Source organism: Hydrogenimonas urashimensis (genome assembly GCF_016593255.1).
In the GTDB taxonomy this organism is placed as follows: Bacteria; Campylobacterota; Campylobacteria; order Campylobacterales; family Hydrogenimonadaceae; genus Hydrogenimonas; species Hydrogenimonas urashimensis.
Genome location: NZ_AP023212.1, coordinates 973,556 through 989,640, shown reverse-complemented (window position 1 = coordinate 989,640; position 16,085 = coordinate 973,556). Strand labels below are relative to the sequence as shown.

Below are 16,085 nucleotides of genomic sequence, written 5' to 3'. Positions count from 1 at the left end.
AAATGGTCAGAGCAAAATGCGCGCGGGACCGGAGAACTCGCCATCAGCGCAAGCGAACGCGCAGATTTGATCGCGAACGATTCTTCTCGCGTGATATTTCTGGACGACGACGATGAACTTTTTGCGATCAGCAGGATTTTTTTGTCTATACCGTGGGAATATGGCATGTCGGGCACAGTCGGCAAGAGATACGATGCGACCAAAGACTATCTCGAATGGGCCGGGATGGATGCAAAAAGATGGGTGCCTGTTGTCATGAGAATGGGCCAGGTCTGGGCATCTACGATAGCGAGGACGAAACGTGAAAAATGAATTGCGCATAAAGATCAAATTTGACAAGGACACCAAAGAGCTTGTCGTCGTAGAAAACGATCTGAAGCGTTTCGCAAAAACCATTGACGTGTCCGCTTCAAAAACGAAAGCGTTTACAGAAAGCCTGATCGCCATCGGAGCTTCTGCAGGTGGCATTTACGGCGTAGCGAAAGCGTTTGACGCCATTGTGCAAAACGGCCTTCGGTACAACGCAAGCATCGAAACGATGAAAATAGGGATAGCGTCACTGATATCCGTCAACACCGAAGCCAAAAGCGGAGTGAACAAATTTGCAGAAGCGATGAAAATGTCGTCGGATGTCATGGCGATGCTCAAAAAGGCCAATCTCGAAACGTCTGCCACTCTCACACAGCTGACGGAAGGCTTTCAAAGCACGCTCGGCCCGGCATTGAAGGCCGGAATGACAATAAAACAGACCGTCGAATATACGAAGCTTATGACCCAGGCCGCAGGCGCAATGGGTGTGCCGATGAATCAGCTGGCACAGGAGATGCGTTCCGTCGTTTCCGGGACAATCGACATGAACAGCGTCGTAGCGAAAAACATAGGCATCACGAACGAGCAGATCAAGACACACAAAAAGCAGGGCGACCTCTTCGAGTTTTTAAAGAGAAAACTGGGAGATTTTGCTGATGCTGGCAAGGCAGTTTCCGACAGCTGGGATGGTTCTATATCGAATATGCAGGATGCGTGGGACAATCTCACCGGAACGATTACAGAATCAACGTTCGAATCACTGAAACCTACATTCCACAAGATAACAGAGTGGATAAATGATCTGACAGAAAGTTTTGAAAATGCGTCGGCTGCTGCAAAAAGCATTTTCGAGGTAAAAGAAGATCAGGAGATTATAGCCAAATACAATGATCTTGTAGAAAAGCTAAACGAAGTTCAGGACAAACTAAAAAATGGCGTAAGCATATGGGGCTCAATGTTCGGAACAGGCAATACGAAAGCGGAACTTGAACAGCAGAAAAAATTCCTCGAACAGCAAATCAGGCTTCTTGGACAGCATGCCAACGCTTCAAAGCTTGCATCAGAACAGAGTAGCATAGTTATCAAAACGCATGACAATGCGCCTCCAGGCGATACAACGAATATTTCAGGGTTTGTTTCGGCCTATGACAAATATTCCGCGATGATGCTTGACAAAGAATCACTATTCTACAAAAAGCTTGGTGATCAGATAGCTTCGCTGTCGGAACTCGACGCGGAGCAGCAAATGAAGTACTACGAAGCTGCCATGAAAAAACGTGAAGAGAAGCAGCTGAAATCTCTATACGAGAGTCAAGACAAGCAGCTGAAGCTCACTAAACAGTTTTACGAAGAGAGTGGGCAAATTTCAAAAGCCTGGCTCATTGAAGAGCATGAGATCAGGGAAAAATATGCCGGTTTCGATCAGGCAGCTGTCGAAAAGATTGTTGAGAATCACAGGAAGGCATATTTTGAGAAAATGGTACCCGATGCGGAGAAAACCGCCAATGCTATTTACGAAGCGTTCAAGGGCATGGAGCGACACCTGAAAGACACATTCGAAAGCTTTTTCGACTACACGTCCGACAAATTCCTCCGCTTCGGCGATCTCGTGGAAAACGTTTTGCACGAGATTTACATGCAGATGATGCGCACGACGATCATCAATCCGCTTGTCGGCGGGTTGACCGGCATGCTCCCGTTCGCCAGGGGCGGGGTGGTCCAGGCGTTCTCCTCCGGCGGCATCGTCAGCCAGCCGACCGTCTTTCCGATGGCAAACGGCATGGGTCTGATGGGGGAGGCCGGGGCGGAGGCGATCATGCCCTTGACCAGAATCAACGGCGATCTTGGGGTAAAAGCCATTCCATCCAACGTCATCATCAACGTGAAAAACGAGACCGGCCTGCCGATCGACATGGAGAAGATCGGCCAGATGCGGGGCGACAACGGGCAGCAGATCATCGACGTGGTCGTTCGTCACGCCCAGACCGACCCTGAATTCAGACAGATAATGGGGATACAATGAGCTTTCCTTCGCTATCTAGAAAACCCGTCAAGGTAGAGATCCAGGACGAGTTCTCCACGATATCCACGCCGTTCGAGGCTGGCTATCAGCAGACTCGGGAGCGCCACACGAGATCGCGCAGAACGATTTCGGCGAAATATTTTGTCGAGACGGCCGACCGCGACGCGATTCTGTCTCACTATGAGAGCGTGAGAGGGAGCGGGTCGTTCGACTGGACGGACCCCGAATCGTCCGACACGTACACCGTCCGCTACACCGAAGCGCCGAAAAACGTCGTCGACGGCGCGTGGCCCGGCTGGTACGAGATCACGCTGAAAATGAGAGAACTATGACTCCCGAGGCGATAGCTGCCAAAAACTCGCTGACGGATACCGGCGCGTGGCTTTTGCTGCTGAAAATCTACAGCCCGAAGCAGGACCTCACGCTGCGCGTCACGAACAACACGGCCGACGTTGTGTGGAAGGGCGATACCTACCAGGCGTTTCCGTTCGACATCGGAGAGTACAAAGAGGGCGTCAAAGGGGAATTTCCGTCCCTTCAGCTGAAAGTATCGAACGTGACGAGAATCATGCAGGGGTACGTAGAAAACGACGAGGATTTCGGATCGGGCTGGGATGTCGATCTCTTCGTCGTTTACGAGCCGACTCCGGCCGTCGACGGAACCGTGACGACGGACAGGGACGCGGAATTGCATCTGACGTTCGTATCATCTGGCGCATCGTGCGACGAGACGTGGTGCGTTTTTTCCCTCGGAATGGAAAATCCGCTTAGACGCATTTTCCCATACAGGCGATTTGTCCCGAACCAGTGCCAGGCGAAATTCAAGGTATCCGACACCGGATGTCCGTATGCAGGAAGCGACGACACGTGCGACTATACGCTGTCTGATTGCAAGAGCAAGTTCGGCGACTCGGATGTGCCGTTTGTCGGCTTTCCTGGCATTCCAACGGGAAGAGGGGTGTTCAAGATATGAAGCGATACATCGGCGTACCGTTCAGGGCGCACGGCAGGGACATGGAAGGATTCGATTGCATCGGTCTCGTGCTGCATGTCCTCGAACATGAATACGGTCAGAGCGTACCTGATATGTGGCGCTACGACGATCCGAATTCTATCGAAGTGGCCCAGACGTTCATGGTCGAGGTCGTCGCTGCTGGAACGCAGATCAGCAAATGGAAGCCGTGCGCTCCGAAGGCGGGAGCGGTCGTGCTGTTTCGCATCAGGGGCATTATCAGGCACATCGGCGTCATGATAGACGACAGGCGGTTTCTCCACACGATGGAGAACGTGGCGACATGCGTCGAGAGCATCGACAGTCCGGCCTGGGCAAAGCGCATCGAGGGATTTTACGAATGGTCTGCATAACGGAGATCCGCAACCCGTTCGATCCGGTCAACAGCCGCGTCACCACATTCAAGGAGCCAGGCAAGACGCTCGCGGAATACATCTCGCCATTCGCTGATGTGGTCGTGGCGGTGGATGGGGAGATCACGACGAAATACGACATGGTCCTGACAGGAGATCGTCAGATCATCGTATCTCCTGTGCTGCGCGGAGGAGGCGGCGGGAAAGACATTCTGCGCGCCGTGGCTTTCGTCGCCCTTGCCGTTGTCGCCCCATACGCCGCGGACGTTGCGTTTCTCGCTATGGGCGCGGAGACGGCCGCCGCACTCGGAAACGTGGGATATTACACGATCATGGCCGCGACAGTCGCCGGCGGCGCGATGCTCATCAACGCTGTGCTGCCGCCGCAAATCCCATCGTTCGGACAGATCGGGTCATCGTCTCTCGAAAGCTCCCCGGTTTACGGATGGAGCGGCACGCGAACGCTTCCTACTCCAGGGTCTCCCATCCCTGTTCTGTTCGGCCAGATGCGCCTGCCAGGGTCCGTCATCGGACAGTATATCAAAGACGAAGGCGACGACGAATACCTCTACACTCTCCTCGCGCTCTGCGAGGGAGAGATAGAGCCGATCTGGGCAGGCGACATCCTGATCAACAACAACCCCCTCGACACGTACGACAACGTCGAATACGCGTACCGGCAGGGAACGCTCTCCCAAACGAATACTGCCGACGAGATGGCGTTCGAAAAATGGCACGACGGCAAGACGATAGGCTGGTTCGACAAGGTCGATACCGCAAACGCGTTCAGCGCCGAACTGACATACGACAATACCGTAGAGAAAATCACACTCGGGAACGCGGTGGACTCCATCACGATCTCAGTCACGATGCCGCAGGGACTGTTCTACGTGAACGACAAGGGCGGCCTCGACAGCAGGACGGTCAAATTCAAGATCGAATATTCGTCAGACGGCACGAACTGGACGCTGCATCAGAGAGTCTACCCGGAATACACGGAGACGGAATACGAGTGGCGTCGGTACAATCTGACGGCATACGACTATGAGTATCAGTGGTCCGCGTCGTCACCAGGCAGCGGATGGTCGAAGAGCGGCAAATCGCGCAAGCGGGTGGTCGGAGAACGCGTGTACGACTATTTCGCCATCGACGCGGCCAAAACGTCAGCTATCCGCAGGCAGTTCACGATCACAGGGCTGACTCCAGGCCAATATCATGTGCGCCTCACGAAATTGTCCGAGGACAAGGAGACGACACGCGAGCGCAACACGCTCTATTGGAGCGGCATGACAGAAATGACGAGCGACAGGCTCTATTATCCTAGCATCGCGCTTCTTGCCATCAGAATCAAGGCCAACGGACAGCTTTCCGGCTCCGCGCCGTCGATCAATACGCTCGTACGACGCGGCGGGATAGAGGTGTTCGACGAAAACGGCACGTCGCAGGGTGTCAAACGCTCAGACAATCCGGCGTGGGTCGCATGGGACGTGATAACGAACAGAAAACATGGCATGGGAAAACCGTATAGCGCCGTCGATTTCGCGCGGTTTGCGGAGTGGGCGGAATGGTGCGACCAGGCTGTGCCTGACGGCTTCGGCGGGGAAGAGCCGAGGGCAAAGTTCAACGGCGTTCTTGATTTTCAGTCGAATATGTGGGAGACATTGCAGAAAATATGCTCCGTCGGCCGCGCGGCTCCCGTCATGGTCGGCACGAAATATTCAGTCATCATCGACAAGCCCGCCGATCCGGTCCAGCTTTTCTCGATGGGCAATATCGTGAAAGGCAGCTACAAAACGCGCTATATCGGCAAAAACGACGTCGCGACGGAGATCGACATCGAATATGTCGACTCAAAGGCCGGATACGGCAAAAACGCCGTCACGGTGTCGCTCGGAGACAACACAGGGGCGAAAACGACGCTCTCTCTGATAGGTTGCACCGACCAGTCCCAGGCGTACCGGCACGGCAGATACATGCTGCAATGCAACGACAAACAGCGCAGGGTCGTGGAGTTCGAAGCCGGCATCGACAGCATCGCCTGCCAGCCTGGAGACGTCATCATGTTCGCGCACGACGTGCCGGCGTGGGGATATTCCGGCAGGGTCGCATCTGGCACGACAGACACTGTCACACTCGATCGGAGCGTTGATATCGACGTCGCTAAAAGCTATCGCGTCGTCGTGCGGCATCAGGACGACACGATCGAAGAAAGAGACGTGCAGAATCCCGGCGACGGATCGTTCGACACTTTCACCGTCGTGACGGATTTCGACGCGGCTCCGTCCAAATTCGACATCTACACGTTCGGGGAGGTGAACAAAGAGTACATCGAGCTTCGCGTCGCGGCGATCACGCGAAAAAGCGATCAGACGAGAAAGATCACGGCAATCGACTATAACGATACCATCCTGGACGACTGGACGACGCCTGACAACATAGCGCGTCCGTCGCACATCACGGGATTCGCCGAAATCACGGATATCTCTATCGGGGAGCATTTGGAAAAGCGAAGCGACGGAACCATCGTGCCGTTTATCGATTTCGCCTGGCGCGTCGCTGACGACAGAATGGCGATCGTCGATCTGCTCATCAGCCCGGACGGAGGTACGACGTGGAACGATGCCCAGACCGGTATCCGAGGCGGGGAATACCGGATGAACGCCATCGATCTCGAGGAGGGGCGGGAATATACGTTCGCGTTCGTCGTAAACGACATAAGCGGCAGGCAGCCGGTATCCGAGGCGGCGAAAGCGTCACATGCCTATCTCGGAAAGTCCGCGCCGCCAGATGATATTACAAATGTATCATATACGGTTGATAGCTCGGCTGGAATTATACTGAGCTGGGACGAGAGCGATGACGTCGATCTCGCTGGATACAATATCTACAAGAACGGATCACCATTTAGAAAAATGGTGACGACAAATATTTATGAATGCGGGACGATATCGGGTCAGACGGAATTTGGCGTGACGGCGGTTGACACGTCAGGAAACGAGAGTGAGTCGATGGCTGTGATCACGGTCGATTATTCAGCAATCGAGGCACCGGAGGTGCATGGCTATATCGACGACACAATTCTGCGGCTCGAATGGACTGAGCCATCATCTATGTGGAAAATTGATCATTATCTGATCGAATACGATTCTCAATCAATTCGCGTTGACACCCGCGCATGGAATATTCCAATAACATGGCAATCAAAAAGTTTTTCTGTAAAAGCGGTTGATATATCTGGAAACATTGGACAAGCCGGTGAATATATGTCTACAATCACCCCGCCACAGATAACATCGTTTCATCTGCAGGTAATCGACAACAACGTTCTCTTTCAGTGGGAAGTGTCCCAGGGGTCTCTGCCTGTTATAAATACGATCGGAAAAAAGGGAGACACATGGGAAACTGCCGAAACGATCGGATACAAAAAGGGCACGTTTACCACCGTGTTTGAAAGTCAAAGCGGTGATTACAGATATTGGATAGCGGCTGTTGACAGCGCAGGAAACGTGAGCGATCCCGTCAGCAAGGTTGCGCACGTGAATCAGCCGCCTGACTATATTCTCAACGCGAAATGGGATAGTGATTTCAGCGGAACAAAAACGAATGCGTATAGTGACGGCACTCAACTGATTCTACCAGTCAATACCGCAGAAACGTATGAAGATCATTTTACGTCACGCAGCTGGAACAGCCCGCAGGATCAAATAGACGCTGGATATCCTGTTTACATCGAACCATTTTCGGCAACTGCGTCGTATGAGGAGACGCACGATTATGGCGCCACGATCCATGCGACGAAAATAACTATCAATGTAACGAAAAATATCGTTGGAGACACGACGCCGGAACTCGATGAAACATGCACTATTTCTGTTTCACAGGATGGTAGTTCCTGGACAGACTATCCCGATGTATATCAAGTTTATGCAACAGAATTCAGATATGTGAAAGTCAGATTGGAATGGTCTGGAGGAACAGGTGACGACGGAATCATTATAGAGAATATCGAAACATTACTCGACAGCAAACTCAAAAATGACAGCGGGCGTGCGACTGTAAACGCATCCGACGCAAACGGAACAGAAGTGCAATTCAATGTCTCGTTTGTCGACGTTGACAGCATTACCGGCACTTACAAAGGAAGCGACCCGTATACCGTTGTCATCGATTTTCAGGATACGCCAAATCCAACATCGTTCAAAATTTACCTATTTGACCAGAATGGAAGCAGGAAAAGTGGGGAAGTGAATTGGCAGGCAAGAGGATTTTAATATACAAAGGAGCAAACTATGGCTGATTGGAATTTACCTACACTAACATCAAACTATACAGATTTTCTAAATCAACTAAAAGAAAGAGATGATGATTTAGCCACAATGACATATGGCTCAAATCAGCCAACAGGCGCAATCAGATATAACTCATCAAATCATAAATTTGAAAAGTGGAATGGTTCAGCATGGGAAACACTGGCAGGCATCACTTGGGCTAATAATAGAACAGATGGGCAATATATTTGGATCAGAAGAGATAGTGGTGTGCCGCTGTTTGCTACAAGGTGCAATAACAGTAATGGTAATATTGCTGAGTTTCATTGGTCAAGTAGCAGTTTATCTGATGGAACAATTAGATGTGGAATTTATGGCAGTGATGCAGAAAGTAAATTAATACTTTATGACCCAAATAATAGCAATAAACAGTTTTATATATCAGTAAATAGTGGAATTTACAGATTAAGTGCTTATGATTATTCATCATCATCTCCTATCAATTTCTATATTGGATATAACAACACACAAACTGTTACTATTCCTGCTCACATTTCTGCTCTTGCAGGTATGAATATTGATCAAATTACATGTAGAACTGGACAACAACTAATTCTCAATGCTGGGGAGAGTGAAGGAAAAGTAAGTGAACAGACTAATGAATATGTCTATGTGAATGCCGAAAGTGGATTATCAGTAAATACACCTGATTCTGCCCACTCAAACTGGCAAAGCGGTTACACTGTAAAAACTACAGTAATCACAGGTGAACACATTACAATAGATGGACATACTGCATGGCATGACGGAAATGCTGGACAAAGAATCAGTGTCCAATCTTTTGTTGCTGGCAAAGATTGTGTTATTGATCCAGGGTCTGGTTCCAACAATGAAAATGTATATATTGGGTATAGGTGTGCACGAAAACTTGGCAGTGGCAATTCAAGAAATGTAGCAATTGGATCAACAAGTTTTGGTGATGGAGCAAATGCTGTTACAGGATATAATAATGTTGCACTTGGTGAATTTTCTTTACAACATATTACATCAGGAATTAGCAATACTGGCTGTGGTGGTGACACACTAACTTCATTAACAACAGGTGATCACAATACAGCCATAGGTTTTAATGCTGGAGCCAATATACAAACAGGTTCAAACAATACTGCAATAGGTTATAAAGCAGGTACAGACACATCACCACATCAATTTTCATCAAGTGATTCAAATAAAATTGTAGTAGGTAACAATGACATCACCAACGCATACATTAAAGTTTCTTGGACCGTTACTTCGGATGAAAGAGATAAAACTGACATAGCCCCAATTCAATATGGGCTCGACTACATCACCCGCCTTCAGCCGAAACAATTCCGATTCGATGACAGAAGCAGATACTGGGTCGAAAAAGAAGATGGCACAATCGATAAATCCAAAGAACCCGACGGCTCCAAAAAAGACGAGAAGTTCATGTGGGGTTTCATCTCGCAGGACATCCTTGAGATCGAAGAAGAGCTTGGCATCGAGGATAGCCCGGTAGTTGAAAAGGATAACAAAGAGAAACTTGGGTTGAAAGAAACGTCACTCATTCCGATCCTCGTTAACGCCGTCAAAGAACTCAAAGCCGAAGTGGATTCCCTGAAAGATGAAATAGCTCAACTTAAAGAGAACTGTTGCTCATGAAATATAAAATCGAGTATTCGGATAATTTGCCAAAAGAATATGGCGGTTATTGCTATTTCCCGCTAGTTCCTGTCATAGGCACGTGTCGCATCGTGATCCGACCAAAATATCGTGGAGACATTGGTTTGCACGAACACGAATTGGTGCACTGCAGACAATATCGCCGAAATTTTTTACATGGTTTATTGTGGGCTATAAGTAAAAAATACAGACTGAAATGTGAAATTGAAGCCTATAAAGAACAACTGAAAAATTACGGATGCATGACAATCGATTGCGCGAAATGGGTCGCAAGGGCACTTTATGAAAAATACGATTTCGATATTACATACAATGAAGCACTGCAAATAGTAAAAACAGCGTTAATCCCACATTAATGAAACACGCCTCCATGCCGTTCGTATGCAAAAATGTTTGCATTGGGAAAACTGATTTATAGTCGACTATAAAACGAATCAGCATTTTTCTACAATAGCCACACACAGGAGGCGAATATGACAGATATCGAAATCCCCGCTAACACCGTAGTACAGTTCGATCCCGACACAGCAGGCAATATCGTGCAAAACACCGACCAGGTCGTCAACGTCATGTATTCGTTCGACAACGACGACACGAAAAAGTGGTTCGTTCTGCCGGCCACTTACGGCGCGATACGGGTCGATTCGACAGTATACTTCAAACATTCGGCATCCGGCACGGTCACATTGGCGAGTGACAAGGCGTAACATGCTGATCGACCATACCGGCGGCGGCGTGTTCGACCCGTCGCAACGGGACCACACGGACGGAACCAGCCAGACTCCCTTAAACATCATCGATTTCACCGAAACGCTTCAGGGCTCTCTCGCCGCTTCACAGATTCTCTACACGGGCAGACTCGCCACGAAACCGGACGGTACGAGATACGTCAAAGATGAGGGAACCAACCCTCATATCCACGCAACGGCGTACACTGGACGTGGCATCGAATTGACGGGCACGCAGTATGTCGATGTGCCGCTTGAGCATACGCTTGGGGAGCGGTATACGGGAAATCCGTACAAGGTTATGACAGGCGAAAACAATACGGCGACATATGACGACACTGAAAAGAAATGGACAGTGCATCTCGAAAACCCTACTGACAATGCATGGGAGCCATCATTTCAGTACAATGGAAACAATACAGGACGATACAAGGTCACTGTAAACGTGACCGTCACAAGCGGAACCGTCAGACTCCACAACATCAAGACTGGATCGACTCCTGATGGTGGAGGCGATATCGTTCATACGTATGACACCGACATCACGGGGACATTTACCACCACACAAGAAGGGTATTTTCGTTATGCGTCAAATCCAGATTTCCGGCACATCGTCGTAACGTTTGATGGAACGGCGCAATACAACGCCGACTTCGAGGTAGAACTGATTCTCGAACCGATTATCGAAACAGGCGACATTCTCTACTACGATTTCGAGACACGACAGTTTGCTGTCAAAACAACTGACGATGGCTCACTCGAACCCTCGACACAATACCGCTTCGAATACCAAACAATCAGCAATATCACGACACTCGCAATCGGCAAACATTTCACGCAGTCCGACATCGACAAGCTCAACAAAGAGCCGGAACTGTTGGGCAGGTTGGCTCTTGGGGACACAAGCACGGGATTGAGTCTGACGCCGGATGATATCGTGTCGTGGTATCCGTGCGGTGAGCATACAATCGGAATTCCATCAGAAGGGTGGAAAAGCACAAATGGGGTAATAGTTGACGTGAAGAACTATTCCGAAGAAAATGTCACATACGATACTCCATATGTGCATGATCCGCAAAATGCGACGTATGAATTCTCAACATTTGAAAATGGTTTTGAAATAGAGTTATTCGGCGACGGCGATCACTCTGAAAGACCGCAGGTTAGATTCGACAATCTTAATCCGATTGTAACGGCAGATGTCCCATTCAAGGTTGAATACAGATCGGAAGTTATCAGTGGTGAAAATATTGTGGCCATTGAGAGCCTGACGGGATCATACAATGCAGGGCAGAACGTCGCTGAGGGCTATCACGCCTATACCATGATGGAAGATCATGATAGGACAGGGGGATATTTTCTTTTCAATGGAACAAAAACAGGGAAAATGCGCATATCCGAAATTTCCATCAAAAAACTGAATGGTGGACTTCGAATTATGAATTATTCAAAATCAATCCGCACGAACGCCGACAACCAATCTCACGGTCTACAGCTATGCAAATTCAAGACGAACGATGTCGGAGTGCCTGTCGAGTATGTGGCTGATGGAATTGAGTTTCAAGTGGGAACGGACGAGTATCTGCTGATGACACCTGAACAGTATTTCGACACATCGAAACCTGGCTCGATAGAATTCATTCTTGACTTCTCGGACAGAGTGCCTCACGACTTTGAACTGTGCGGTGGAGACAAACTACGATTTGGATACAACAATGCGGACAATAGGGCATGGGCACGAGTTGGTTCCTATCAAAGCACGATAGAGTATTCTTCGCATAGCGGGGTTGCTCACTATGTTGTCAAGTGGGATGGTAATTCATCGCTCAAAATATTTGTCAATGGAGAAATCGAAAAAAATACCACATACACTCCGCAAGACGAAACATACAATTTCATTTTTGGATATTCGGCATGGCACAAGCCAATGGAACATCCTGTCAAGCTTTTCAGAATGTATCAAAAAGCTCTATCCAATACAGAAATCGCACGGCTCTACGCAGAGGCGAAAGCCAAATATCCTGATTTACCATAGGAGAGAAAATGACCACAAGTGAAAATAAGTACGGTTCGAAAGTCTACCCAAGCATGTTCCTCGTGGCTCCATTGGAAGCGACGAACATCAAAGTGGTTGACCCGACCGGCAATGTAAGGTTTCCATTGTTCGAGATCACCGACGAAGAGGGAAACGTCGTGGATTACCACACGATACGAACATACATCGATTCGTTCGGTAATCGAACGATTGTCACTACGCCTGACGGGAAATACGGCTATGTGGCGATGGAGATGAGTGACCTCAAGAACGAATTGAAGGGCACAAAACTGTTAGCGCAGGCGTGGGGCTACGTGCTTGGCGGAGAGAATTTCGCCAACGACGACCCGAAAGCCTTCTGGATATTGACTCTCGAAGAGCTTGAGGCGTGGAAGCGTGTCTCGCCGCACATGGAGTCGCCCGAAGAGGAGTTCGAGGAGCCAGCGGAGTGAAGTGGGTAGTCCTCTTCATCGTCGCCTTCGTTCTCGCAACTCTTCTCACCCCCGTGGTGGTTCCGCTGAACGTCATGCGGCATCTATGGCGAGGAACCAGCCTCGGTAGGTACTTCAAGACAGCGGCGATAGGGTTCGATCAGGCGGGTGGTTCCATCCTGTATTCGCAGGAAGACTACACGATCAGTTCGTACACGTACTACCTCGCCATCTATAAAGGGAACCGGCAGGCGCAGTGGTTCCTGAGGTTCATCGACTTCGTGTTCGGCGAGAATCACTGCAAAAACAGCTTCGAGAACGAAGCGGCAAAACGTAATATTTTTAGAAAGGAAACGGAATGACTTACGAAAAACCATGGTATCAGAGCAAGGGAGTGTGGGGAGGCATCGTCTCCATCTTGGCTATCGTTCTCGGCGTGTTCGGCTACACGGTAAGCCCGGAAGACCAGCAGGCCATCGTCGTCGCACTGACAAGCGTTGGAGCCACCGTTGGTTCCGTCGTCGCCATTTATGGCCGAATCAAAGCCACGAAACGGGTGAGATGACGAAGCTATTGGAGCTTATCGACATCATCAAGATGGCGGTGGCTCTCTACAAGAAAGCGGGCTATGAAGCCGCGAAACAGAGACTGATCAACGAGATAGAGAAGAGAGATGACAAGACAACTATTGACGAGCTTCATAGCGTTATTCATGATTGACGGATGCGCCAGAGTGGACATTTCCGACCCCAGCATCAACGCACACTGGATGCGTCAGGGCGAGGTGGCTCCGTTCGACGGCGTGCTACTCAACGATTACACATACTACAAGCTCAGGGAGAAACTTCTTGAGTGCAAAGGGGAGAGATAATGCCGCACAACAGTCCGGAGAACGTGCCGTTCGTCACCTATCTGTGGGTGCTGGCCCTCTCATTGTGGGGCGGCATTGCCAGCAATATCAGAAAAGTCAGAAACGGAACGGTTCGCTTCAGCATCAGCGAGCTTGTCGGGGATGTCGTCATAAGCGGCTTCATCGGTCTTTTGACCTACTTCATTTGCGAGTACTACGAAGTCGCCACGATGCTCACCGCTGTGTTTGTCGGTATATCTGGTCACATGGGAACCAAGGCGATTTTCGCAATGGAGACGTTCATCACAAAGCGGCTTCGCCTGGAGACGGAAGAGCGGGAATGACGGAAGCGTGGAGCCAGACGCTTGAGCATCGTAATTTCGTCAAAGCGATCGTCCAGCGTGAATTTCGACCATTTCATCGGTTTTACGACGATCTCTATATGGAGGGGCTGATCGAGTATCACCGAACCGTCGGAAAGATCGAGAAAACCAGAATGCGGTGGATCTCGATCAAAAACAAGCTGTGGCAGTACATCGACGAGAAACTGCTGTGCGAGAAGAACAGGAACAGGAAAGAGAAAAGACGGCACATGGCATGGTCGGACTGGCCGGAATATGAGGACGAGTCGGGGGCAAGGCATCACCCGCTGGACAGATACCTGGTCGATGAAAAAGACACGTTCGACATGGTGTCCAACGAAGAGCTTGTCGAAAAGGTCAAAGAGAGACTGATGCGCCTTGGTTCCGAGACGTTCGACCTGTTCATGCAGGGCTACGATCAGGTAGAAATCGGCGAAAGGCTCGATATACCGACGTACATGGTGTACAACCGCATCAAGCAGATACGAAAAGTTTACAACGAACTCAAAAAGGATATGAAATGAACAAGAAAACGATAGCGAGCGTAGTGACCGTTCTGGTGTTGATAGCCGGATACCTTGGCGTCACGAAAACTGACATTTACGACGTTCTGACAAAAGAGATGAACGGCACGATAGAGTGCCCTGCCTGCCCTGAGTGCGAGGAAAAAATTGTTGAAGTCGAAAAGATCGTCGAGGTGGCAAAACCGTGCCCGAAACTCGATCTGGCTCCCGCATACGACAGCAACTTCACCGGTAGCATCGTCTACGAGGACGGCAAGCCCTACAAGCGTGGCGTGGTTCGAACTGTCGGGGAGAACTGGGTCAGCTACGCTTTGACGAACGACGATGGGAAATTCAACGTTTCCGTCAAAGGGGGCGAGCCTTTCAAATTCATGGCCTACTCGCCGTGGAATCCAACATACATCGAGTACAACAAAAGCATCGTTGTTCCCGAGGGCGTGACTGGGTCGGAGCTTTACTGCACCGATGGAACGAAAACGCTTGAGGTATGCACGGCGAAACCGAAGTCGAGCATTGTCGCCAAAGAGTGGACGGCTCATGGAACCAACAAGTCAGGCGTGAAGATCGAGGACGGAAAGATCACGATAGACAAGGGTGGCAAATACTCATACGCCAGCAAGCCGCACAGCTACGAGGCCGGAAAGACGTACACGTTCATAGTCGATGTTCGTACGGAGCCAGCGGGCAAGAAGTGGTGTGTTGCGGCATCGTCCAACCATGGTTACTGCACGACAAAAAGCGGCAAGGTCTCGTTCGATCTGAAAGCGAAAGATGTTGACAAATACATCATGCTCTTTGGCTACAGCGATTACAAAGTAATTTACACAAATGTGAAGGTCAATGAGAAATGAGGCTTATCGATCAGATCAAGCGGCATGAAGGCTTCAGAGGCATGGCGTACCAGGACATCTACGGCAACTGGACCATCGGGTACGGTACGAAACTGCCCATAACCGAAGAAGAGGGCGAACTTCTGCTGCGCCACCGGCTGGACAACATGGCAGACGAATTACGACGCGCATACCCGGATTTCGACGATCTGCCGTCGGAGATTCAGTCTGTCCTGTTGGACATGCTCTACAACCTCGGCATCAATCGACTCATGACGTTCAATCATATGTGGGAGGCGATCCAAAGAAGAGACTGGGCAAAAATGGCGTTGGAAATGCAGAACAGTTTGTGGTATCGGCAGGTTGGAAGCAGGGCGGAGGAGTTGGTAGCGGTAGTGGACGAGTGTGCCAAAATTGTGCCAAATGATACAAAAAAAGACGCTCTGGTTTGACGAGAATGCCGAATGAAGCGTATTTTGTTATATCAATTACAATTCAAGTCTCGCTCTGCGCACCATTGATCTGAAAAACCCACACAACTTCCGATTCTCTGCAAAATCAAGAACATCCATTTCTTTTTGTTGATCATGTATTAAACAAAATCCGAATCTACCGATTTTAATAAAGAAAGTTATACCGTTGTCATCCAATAAGTC

19 protein-coding genes are annotated in these 16,085 nt (G+C 49.6%); all 19 read left to right on the top strand.

The genetic code is table 11. From position 1 onward, the window contains the following. Positions 1-165: 165 nt before the first annotated feature. The 19 genes from JMG82_RS04950 to JMG82_RS04860 all read left to right on the top strand — a co-directional run bounded on the left by JMG82_RS04950 (position 166) and on the right by JMG82_RS04860 (position 15,881). A complete protein-coding gene (locus tag JMG82_RS04950) occupies positions 166-312 on the top strand; it encodes a hypothetical protein (protein ID WP_201353819.1) in 147 nt (48 codons plus the stop codon). Beyond that, complete coding sequence (locus tag JMG82_RS04945) at positions 302-2,332, top strand: phage tail tape measure protein (protein ID WP_201353818.1); 2,031 nt, start codon at positions 302-304, stop codon at positions 2,330-2,332. The genes JMG82_RS04950 and JMG82_RS04945 overlap by 11 nt, the downstream gene beginning before the upstream one ends. Then, on the top strand, positions 2,329-2,664 hold the full coding sequence (locus JMG82_RS04940) for a hypothetical protein (RefSeq protein WP_201353817.1): 336 nt from the start codon (positions 2,329-2,331) through the stop codon (positions 2,662-2,664). The genes JMG82_RS04945 and JMG82_RS04940 overlap by 4 nt, the downstream gene beginning before the upstream one ends. After that, positions 2,661-3,305 (top strand): phage minor tail protein L, encoded by a 645-nt coding sequence (locus JMG82_RS04935; RefSeq protein WP_201353816.1) that lies wholly within the window; start codon positions 2,661-2,663, stop codon positions 3,303-3,305. The genes JMG82_RS04940 and JMG82_RS04935 overlap by 4 nt, the downstream gene beginning before the upstream one ends. Beyond that, positions 3,302-3,697 (top strand): C40 family peptidase, encoded by a 396-nt coding sequence (locus JMG82_RS04930; RefSeq protein WP_201353815.1) that lies wholly within the window; start codon positions 3,302-3,304, stop codon positions 3,695-3,697. Before JMG82_RS04935 ends, JMG82_RS04930 begins: the two co-directional genes overlap by 4 nt. After that, positions 3,685-7,968, top strand: coding sequence for a host specificity factor TipJ family phage tail protein (locus JMG82_RS04925; RefSeq protein WP_201353814.1), 4,284 nt, complete (start codon positions 3,685-3,687; stop codon positions 7,966-7,968). The genes JMG82_RS04930 and JMG82_RS04925 overlap by 13 nt, the downstream gene beginning before the upstream one ends. An 18-nt stretch (positions 7,969-7,986) precedes the next feature. Beyond that, positions 7,987-9,648, top strand: coding sequence for a tail fiber domain-containing protein (locus JMG82_RS04920; RefSeq protein ID WP_201353813.1), 1,662 nt, complete (start codon positions 7,987-7,989; stop codon positions 9,646-9,648). Next, on the top strand, positions 9,645-10,025 hold the full coding sequence (locus tag JMG82_RS04915; protein ID WP_201353812.1) for a hypothetical protein: 381 nt from the start codon (positions 9,645-9,647) through the stop codon (positions 10,023-10,025). Before JMG82_RS04920 ends, JMG82_RS04915 begins: the two co-directional genes overlap by 4 nt. 117 nt (positions 10,026-10,142) lie before the next feature. Then, entirely contained in the window at positions 10,143-10,376 is a 234-nt protein-coding gene (locus tag JMG82_RS04910) for a hypothetical protein (protein WP_201353811.1), read from the top strand. 1 nt (position 10,377) lies between these two features. Continuing rightward, positions 10,378-12,432 (top strand): LamG domain-containing protein, encoded by a 2,055-nt coding sequence (locus JMG82_RS04905; protein WP_201353810.1) that lies wholly within the window; start codon positions 10,378-10,380, stop codon positions 12,430-12,432. A gap of 8 nt (positions 12,433-12,440) precedes the next feature. Further along, a complete protein-coding gene (locus JMG82_RS04900) occupies positions 12,441-12,884 on the top strand; it encodes an RHS repeat protein (protein ID WP_201353809.1) in 444 nt (147 codons plus the stop codon). Next, on the top strand, positions 12,881-13,225 hold the full coding sequence (locus JMG82_RS04895) for a hypothetical protein (RefSeq protein WP_201353808.1): 345 nt from the start codon (positions 12,881-12,883) through the stop codon (positions 13,223-13,225). The genes JMG82_RS04900 and JMG82_RS04895 overlap by 4 nt, the downstream gene beginning before the upstream one ends. Further along, positions 13,222-13,428, top strand: coding sequence for a hypothetical protein (locus tag JMG82_RS04890; RefSeq protein WP_201353807.1), 207 nt, complete (start codon positions 13,222-13,224; stop codon positions 13,426-13,428). Before JMG82_RS04895 ends, JMG82_RS04890 begins: the two co-directional genes overlap by 4 nt. Then, a complete protein-coding gene (locus tag JMG82_RS04885) occupies positions 13,425-13,583 on the top strand; it encodes a hypothetical protein (protein WP_201353806.1) in 159 nt (52 codons plus the stop codon). The genes JMG82_RS04890 and JMG82_RS04885 overlap by 4 nt, the downstream gene beginning before the upstream one ends. Further along, positions 13,576-13,734, top strand: a complete 159-nt coding sequence (locus tag JMG82_RS04880; RefSeq protein ID WP_201353805.1) for a hypothetical protein — start codon at positions 13,576-13,578, stop codon at positions 13,732-13,734. The genes JMG82_RS04885 and JMG82_RS04880 overlap by 8 nt, the downstream gene beginning before the upstream one ends. Further along, the gene (locus JMG82_RS04875; RefSeq protein ID WP_201353804.1) at positions 13,734-14,057 is read left to right on the top strand and encodes a phage holin family protein; all 324 of its coding nucleotides are present in this window, start codon (positions 13,734-13,736) and stop codon (positions 14,055-14,057) included. Before JMG82_RS04880 ends, JMG82_RS04875 begins: the two co-directional genes overlap by 1 nt. Continuing rightward, entirely contained in the window at positions 14,054-14,599 is a 546-nt protein-coding gene (locus JMG82_RS04870) for a hypothetical protein (RefSeq protein WP_201353803.1), read from the top strand. The genes JMG82_RS04875 and JMG82_RS04870 overlap by 4 nt, the downstream gene beginning before the upstream one ends. Then, positions 14,596-15,450, top strand: a complete 855-nt coding sequence (locus JMG82_RS04865; protein ID WP_201353802.1) for a hypothetical protein — start codon at positions 14,596-14,598, stop codon at positions 15,448-15,450. Before JMG82_RS04870 ends, JMG82_RS04865 begins: the two co-directional genes overlap by 4 nt. Then, on the top strand, positions 15,447-15,881 hold the full coding sequence (locus JMG82_RS04860; RefSeq protein ID WP_201353801.1) for a glycoside hydrolase family protein: 435 nt from the start codon (positions 15,447-15,449) through the stop codon (positions 15,879-15,881). The genes JMG82_RS04865 and JMG82_RS04860 overlap by 4 nt, the downstream gene beginning before the upstream one ends. Positions 15,882-16,085 lie beyond the last annotated feature (204 nt).

Excerpts from the sequence above, each read along its gene's own strand:
- JMG82_RS04890 (WP_201353807.1), top strand. The coding sequence starts at position 13,222 with ATGACTTACGAAAAACCATGGTATCAGAGCAAGGGAGTGTGGGGAGGC.
- JMG82_RS04885 (WP_201353806.1), top strand. The coding sequence starts at position 13,425 with ATGACGAAGCTATTGGAGCTTATCGACATCATCAAGATGGCGGTGGCT.
- JMG82_RS04905 (WP_201353810.1), top strand. The coding sequence starts at position 10,378 with ATGCTGATCGACCATACCGGCGGCGGCGTGTTCGACCCGTCGCAACGG.
- JMG82_RS04915 (WP_201353812.1), top strand. The coding sequence starts at position 9,645 with ATGAAATATAAAATCGAGTATTCGGATAATTTGCCAAAAGAATATGGC.
- JMG82_RS04940 (WP_201353817.1), top strand. The coding sequence starts at position 2,329 with ATGAGCTTTCCTTCGCTATCTAGAAAACCCGTCAAGGTAGAGATCCAG.
- JMG82_RS04875 (WP_201353804.1), top strand. The coding sequence starts at position 13,734 with ATGCCGCACAACAGTCCGGAGAACGTGCCGTTCGTCACCTATCTGTGG.
- JMG82_RS04910 (WP_201353811.1), top strand. The coding sequence starts at position 10,143 with ATGACAGATATCGAAATCCCCGCTAACACCGTAGTACAGTTCGATCCC.
- JMG82_RS04950 (WP_201353819.1), top strand. The coding sequence starts at position 166 with ATGTCGGGCACAGTCGGCAAGAGATACGATGCGACCAAAGACTATCTC.
- JMG82_RS04930 (WP_201353815.1), top strand. The coding sequence starts at position 3,302 with ATGAAGCGATACATCGGCGTACCGTTCAGGGCGCACGGCAGGGACATG.
- JMG82_RS04900 (WP_201353809.1), top strand. The coding sequence starts at position 12,441 with ATGACCACAAGTGAAAATAAGTACGGTTCGAAAGTCTACCCAAGCATG.
- JMG82_RS04870 (WP_201353803.1), top strand. The coding sequence starts at position 14,054 with ATGACGGAAGCGTGGAGCCAGACGCTTGAGCATCGTAATTTCGTCAAA.
- JMG82_RS04860 (WP_201353801.1), top strand. The coding sequence starts at position 15,447 with ATGAGGCTTATCGATCAGATCAAGCGGCATGAAGGCTTCAGAGGCATG.
- JMG82_RS04880 (WP_201353805.1), top strand. The coding sequence starts at position 13,576 with ATGATTGACGGATGCGCCAGAGTGGACATTTCCGACCCCAGCATCAAC.
- JMG82_RS04865 (WP_201353802.1), top strand. The coding sequence starts at position 14,596 with ATGAACAAGAAAACGATAGCGAGCGTAGTGACCGTTCTGGTGTTGATA.
- JMG82_RS04925 (WP_201353814.1), top strand. The coding sequence starts at position 3,685 with ATGGTCTGCATAACGGAGATCCGCAACCCGTTCGATCCGGTCAACAGC.
- JMG82_RS04935 (WP_201353816.1), top strand. The coding sequence starts at position 2,661 with ATGACTCCCGAGGCGATAGCTGCCAAAAACTCGCTGACGGATACCGGC.
- JMG82_RS04920 (WP_201353813.1), top strand. The coding sequence starts at position 7,987 with ATGGCTGATTGGAATTTACCTACACTAACATCAAACTATACAGATTTT.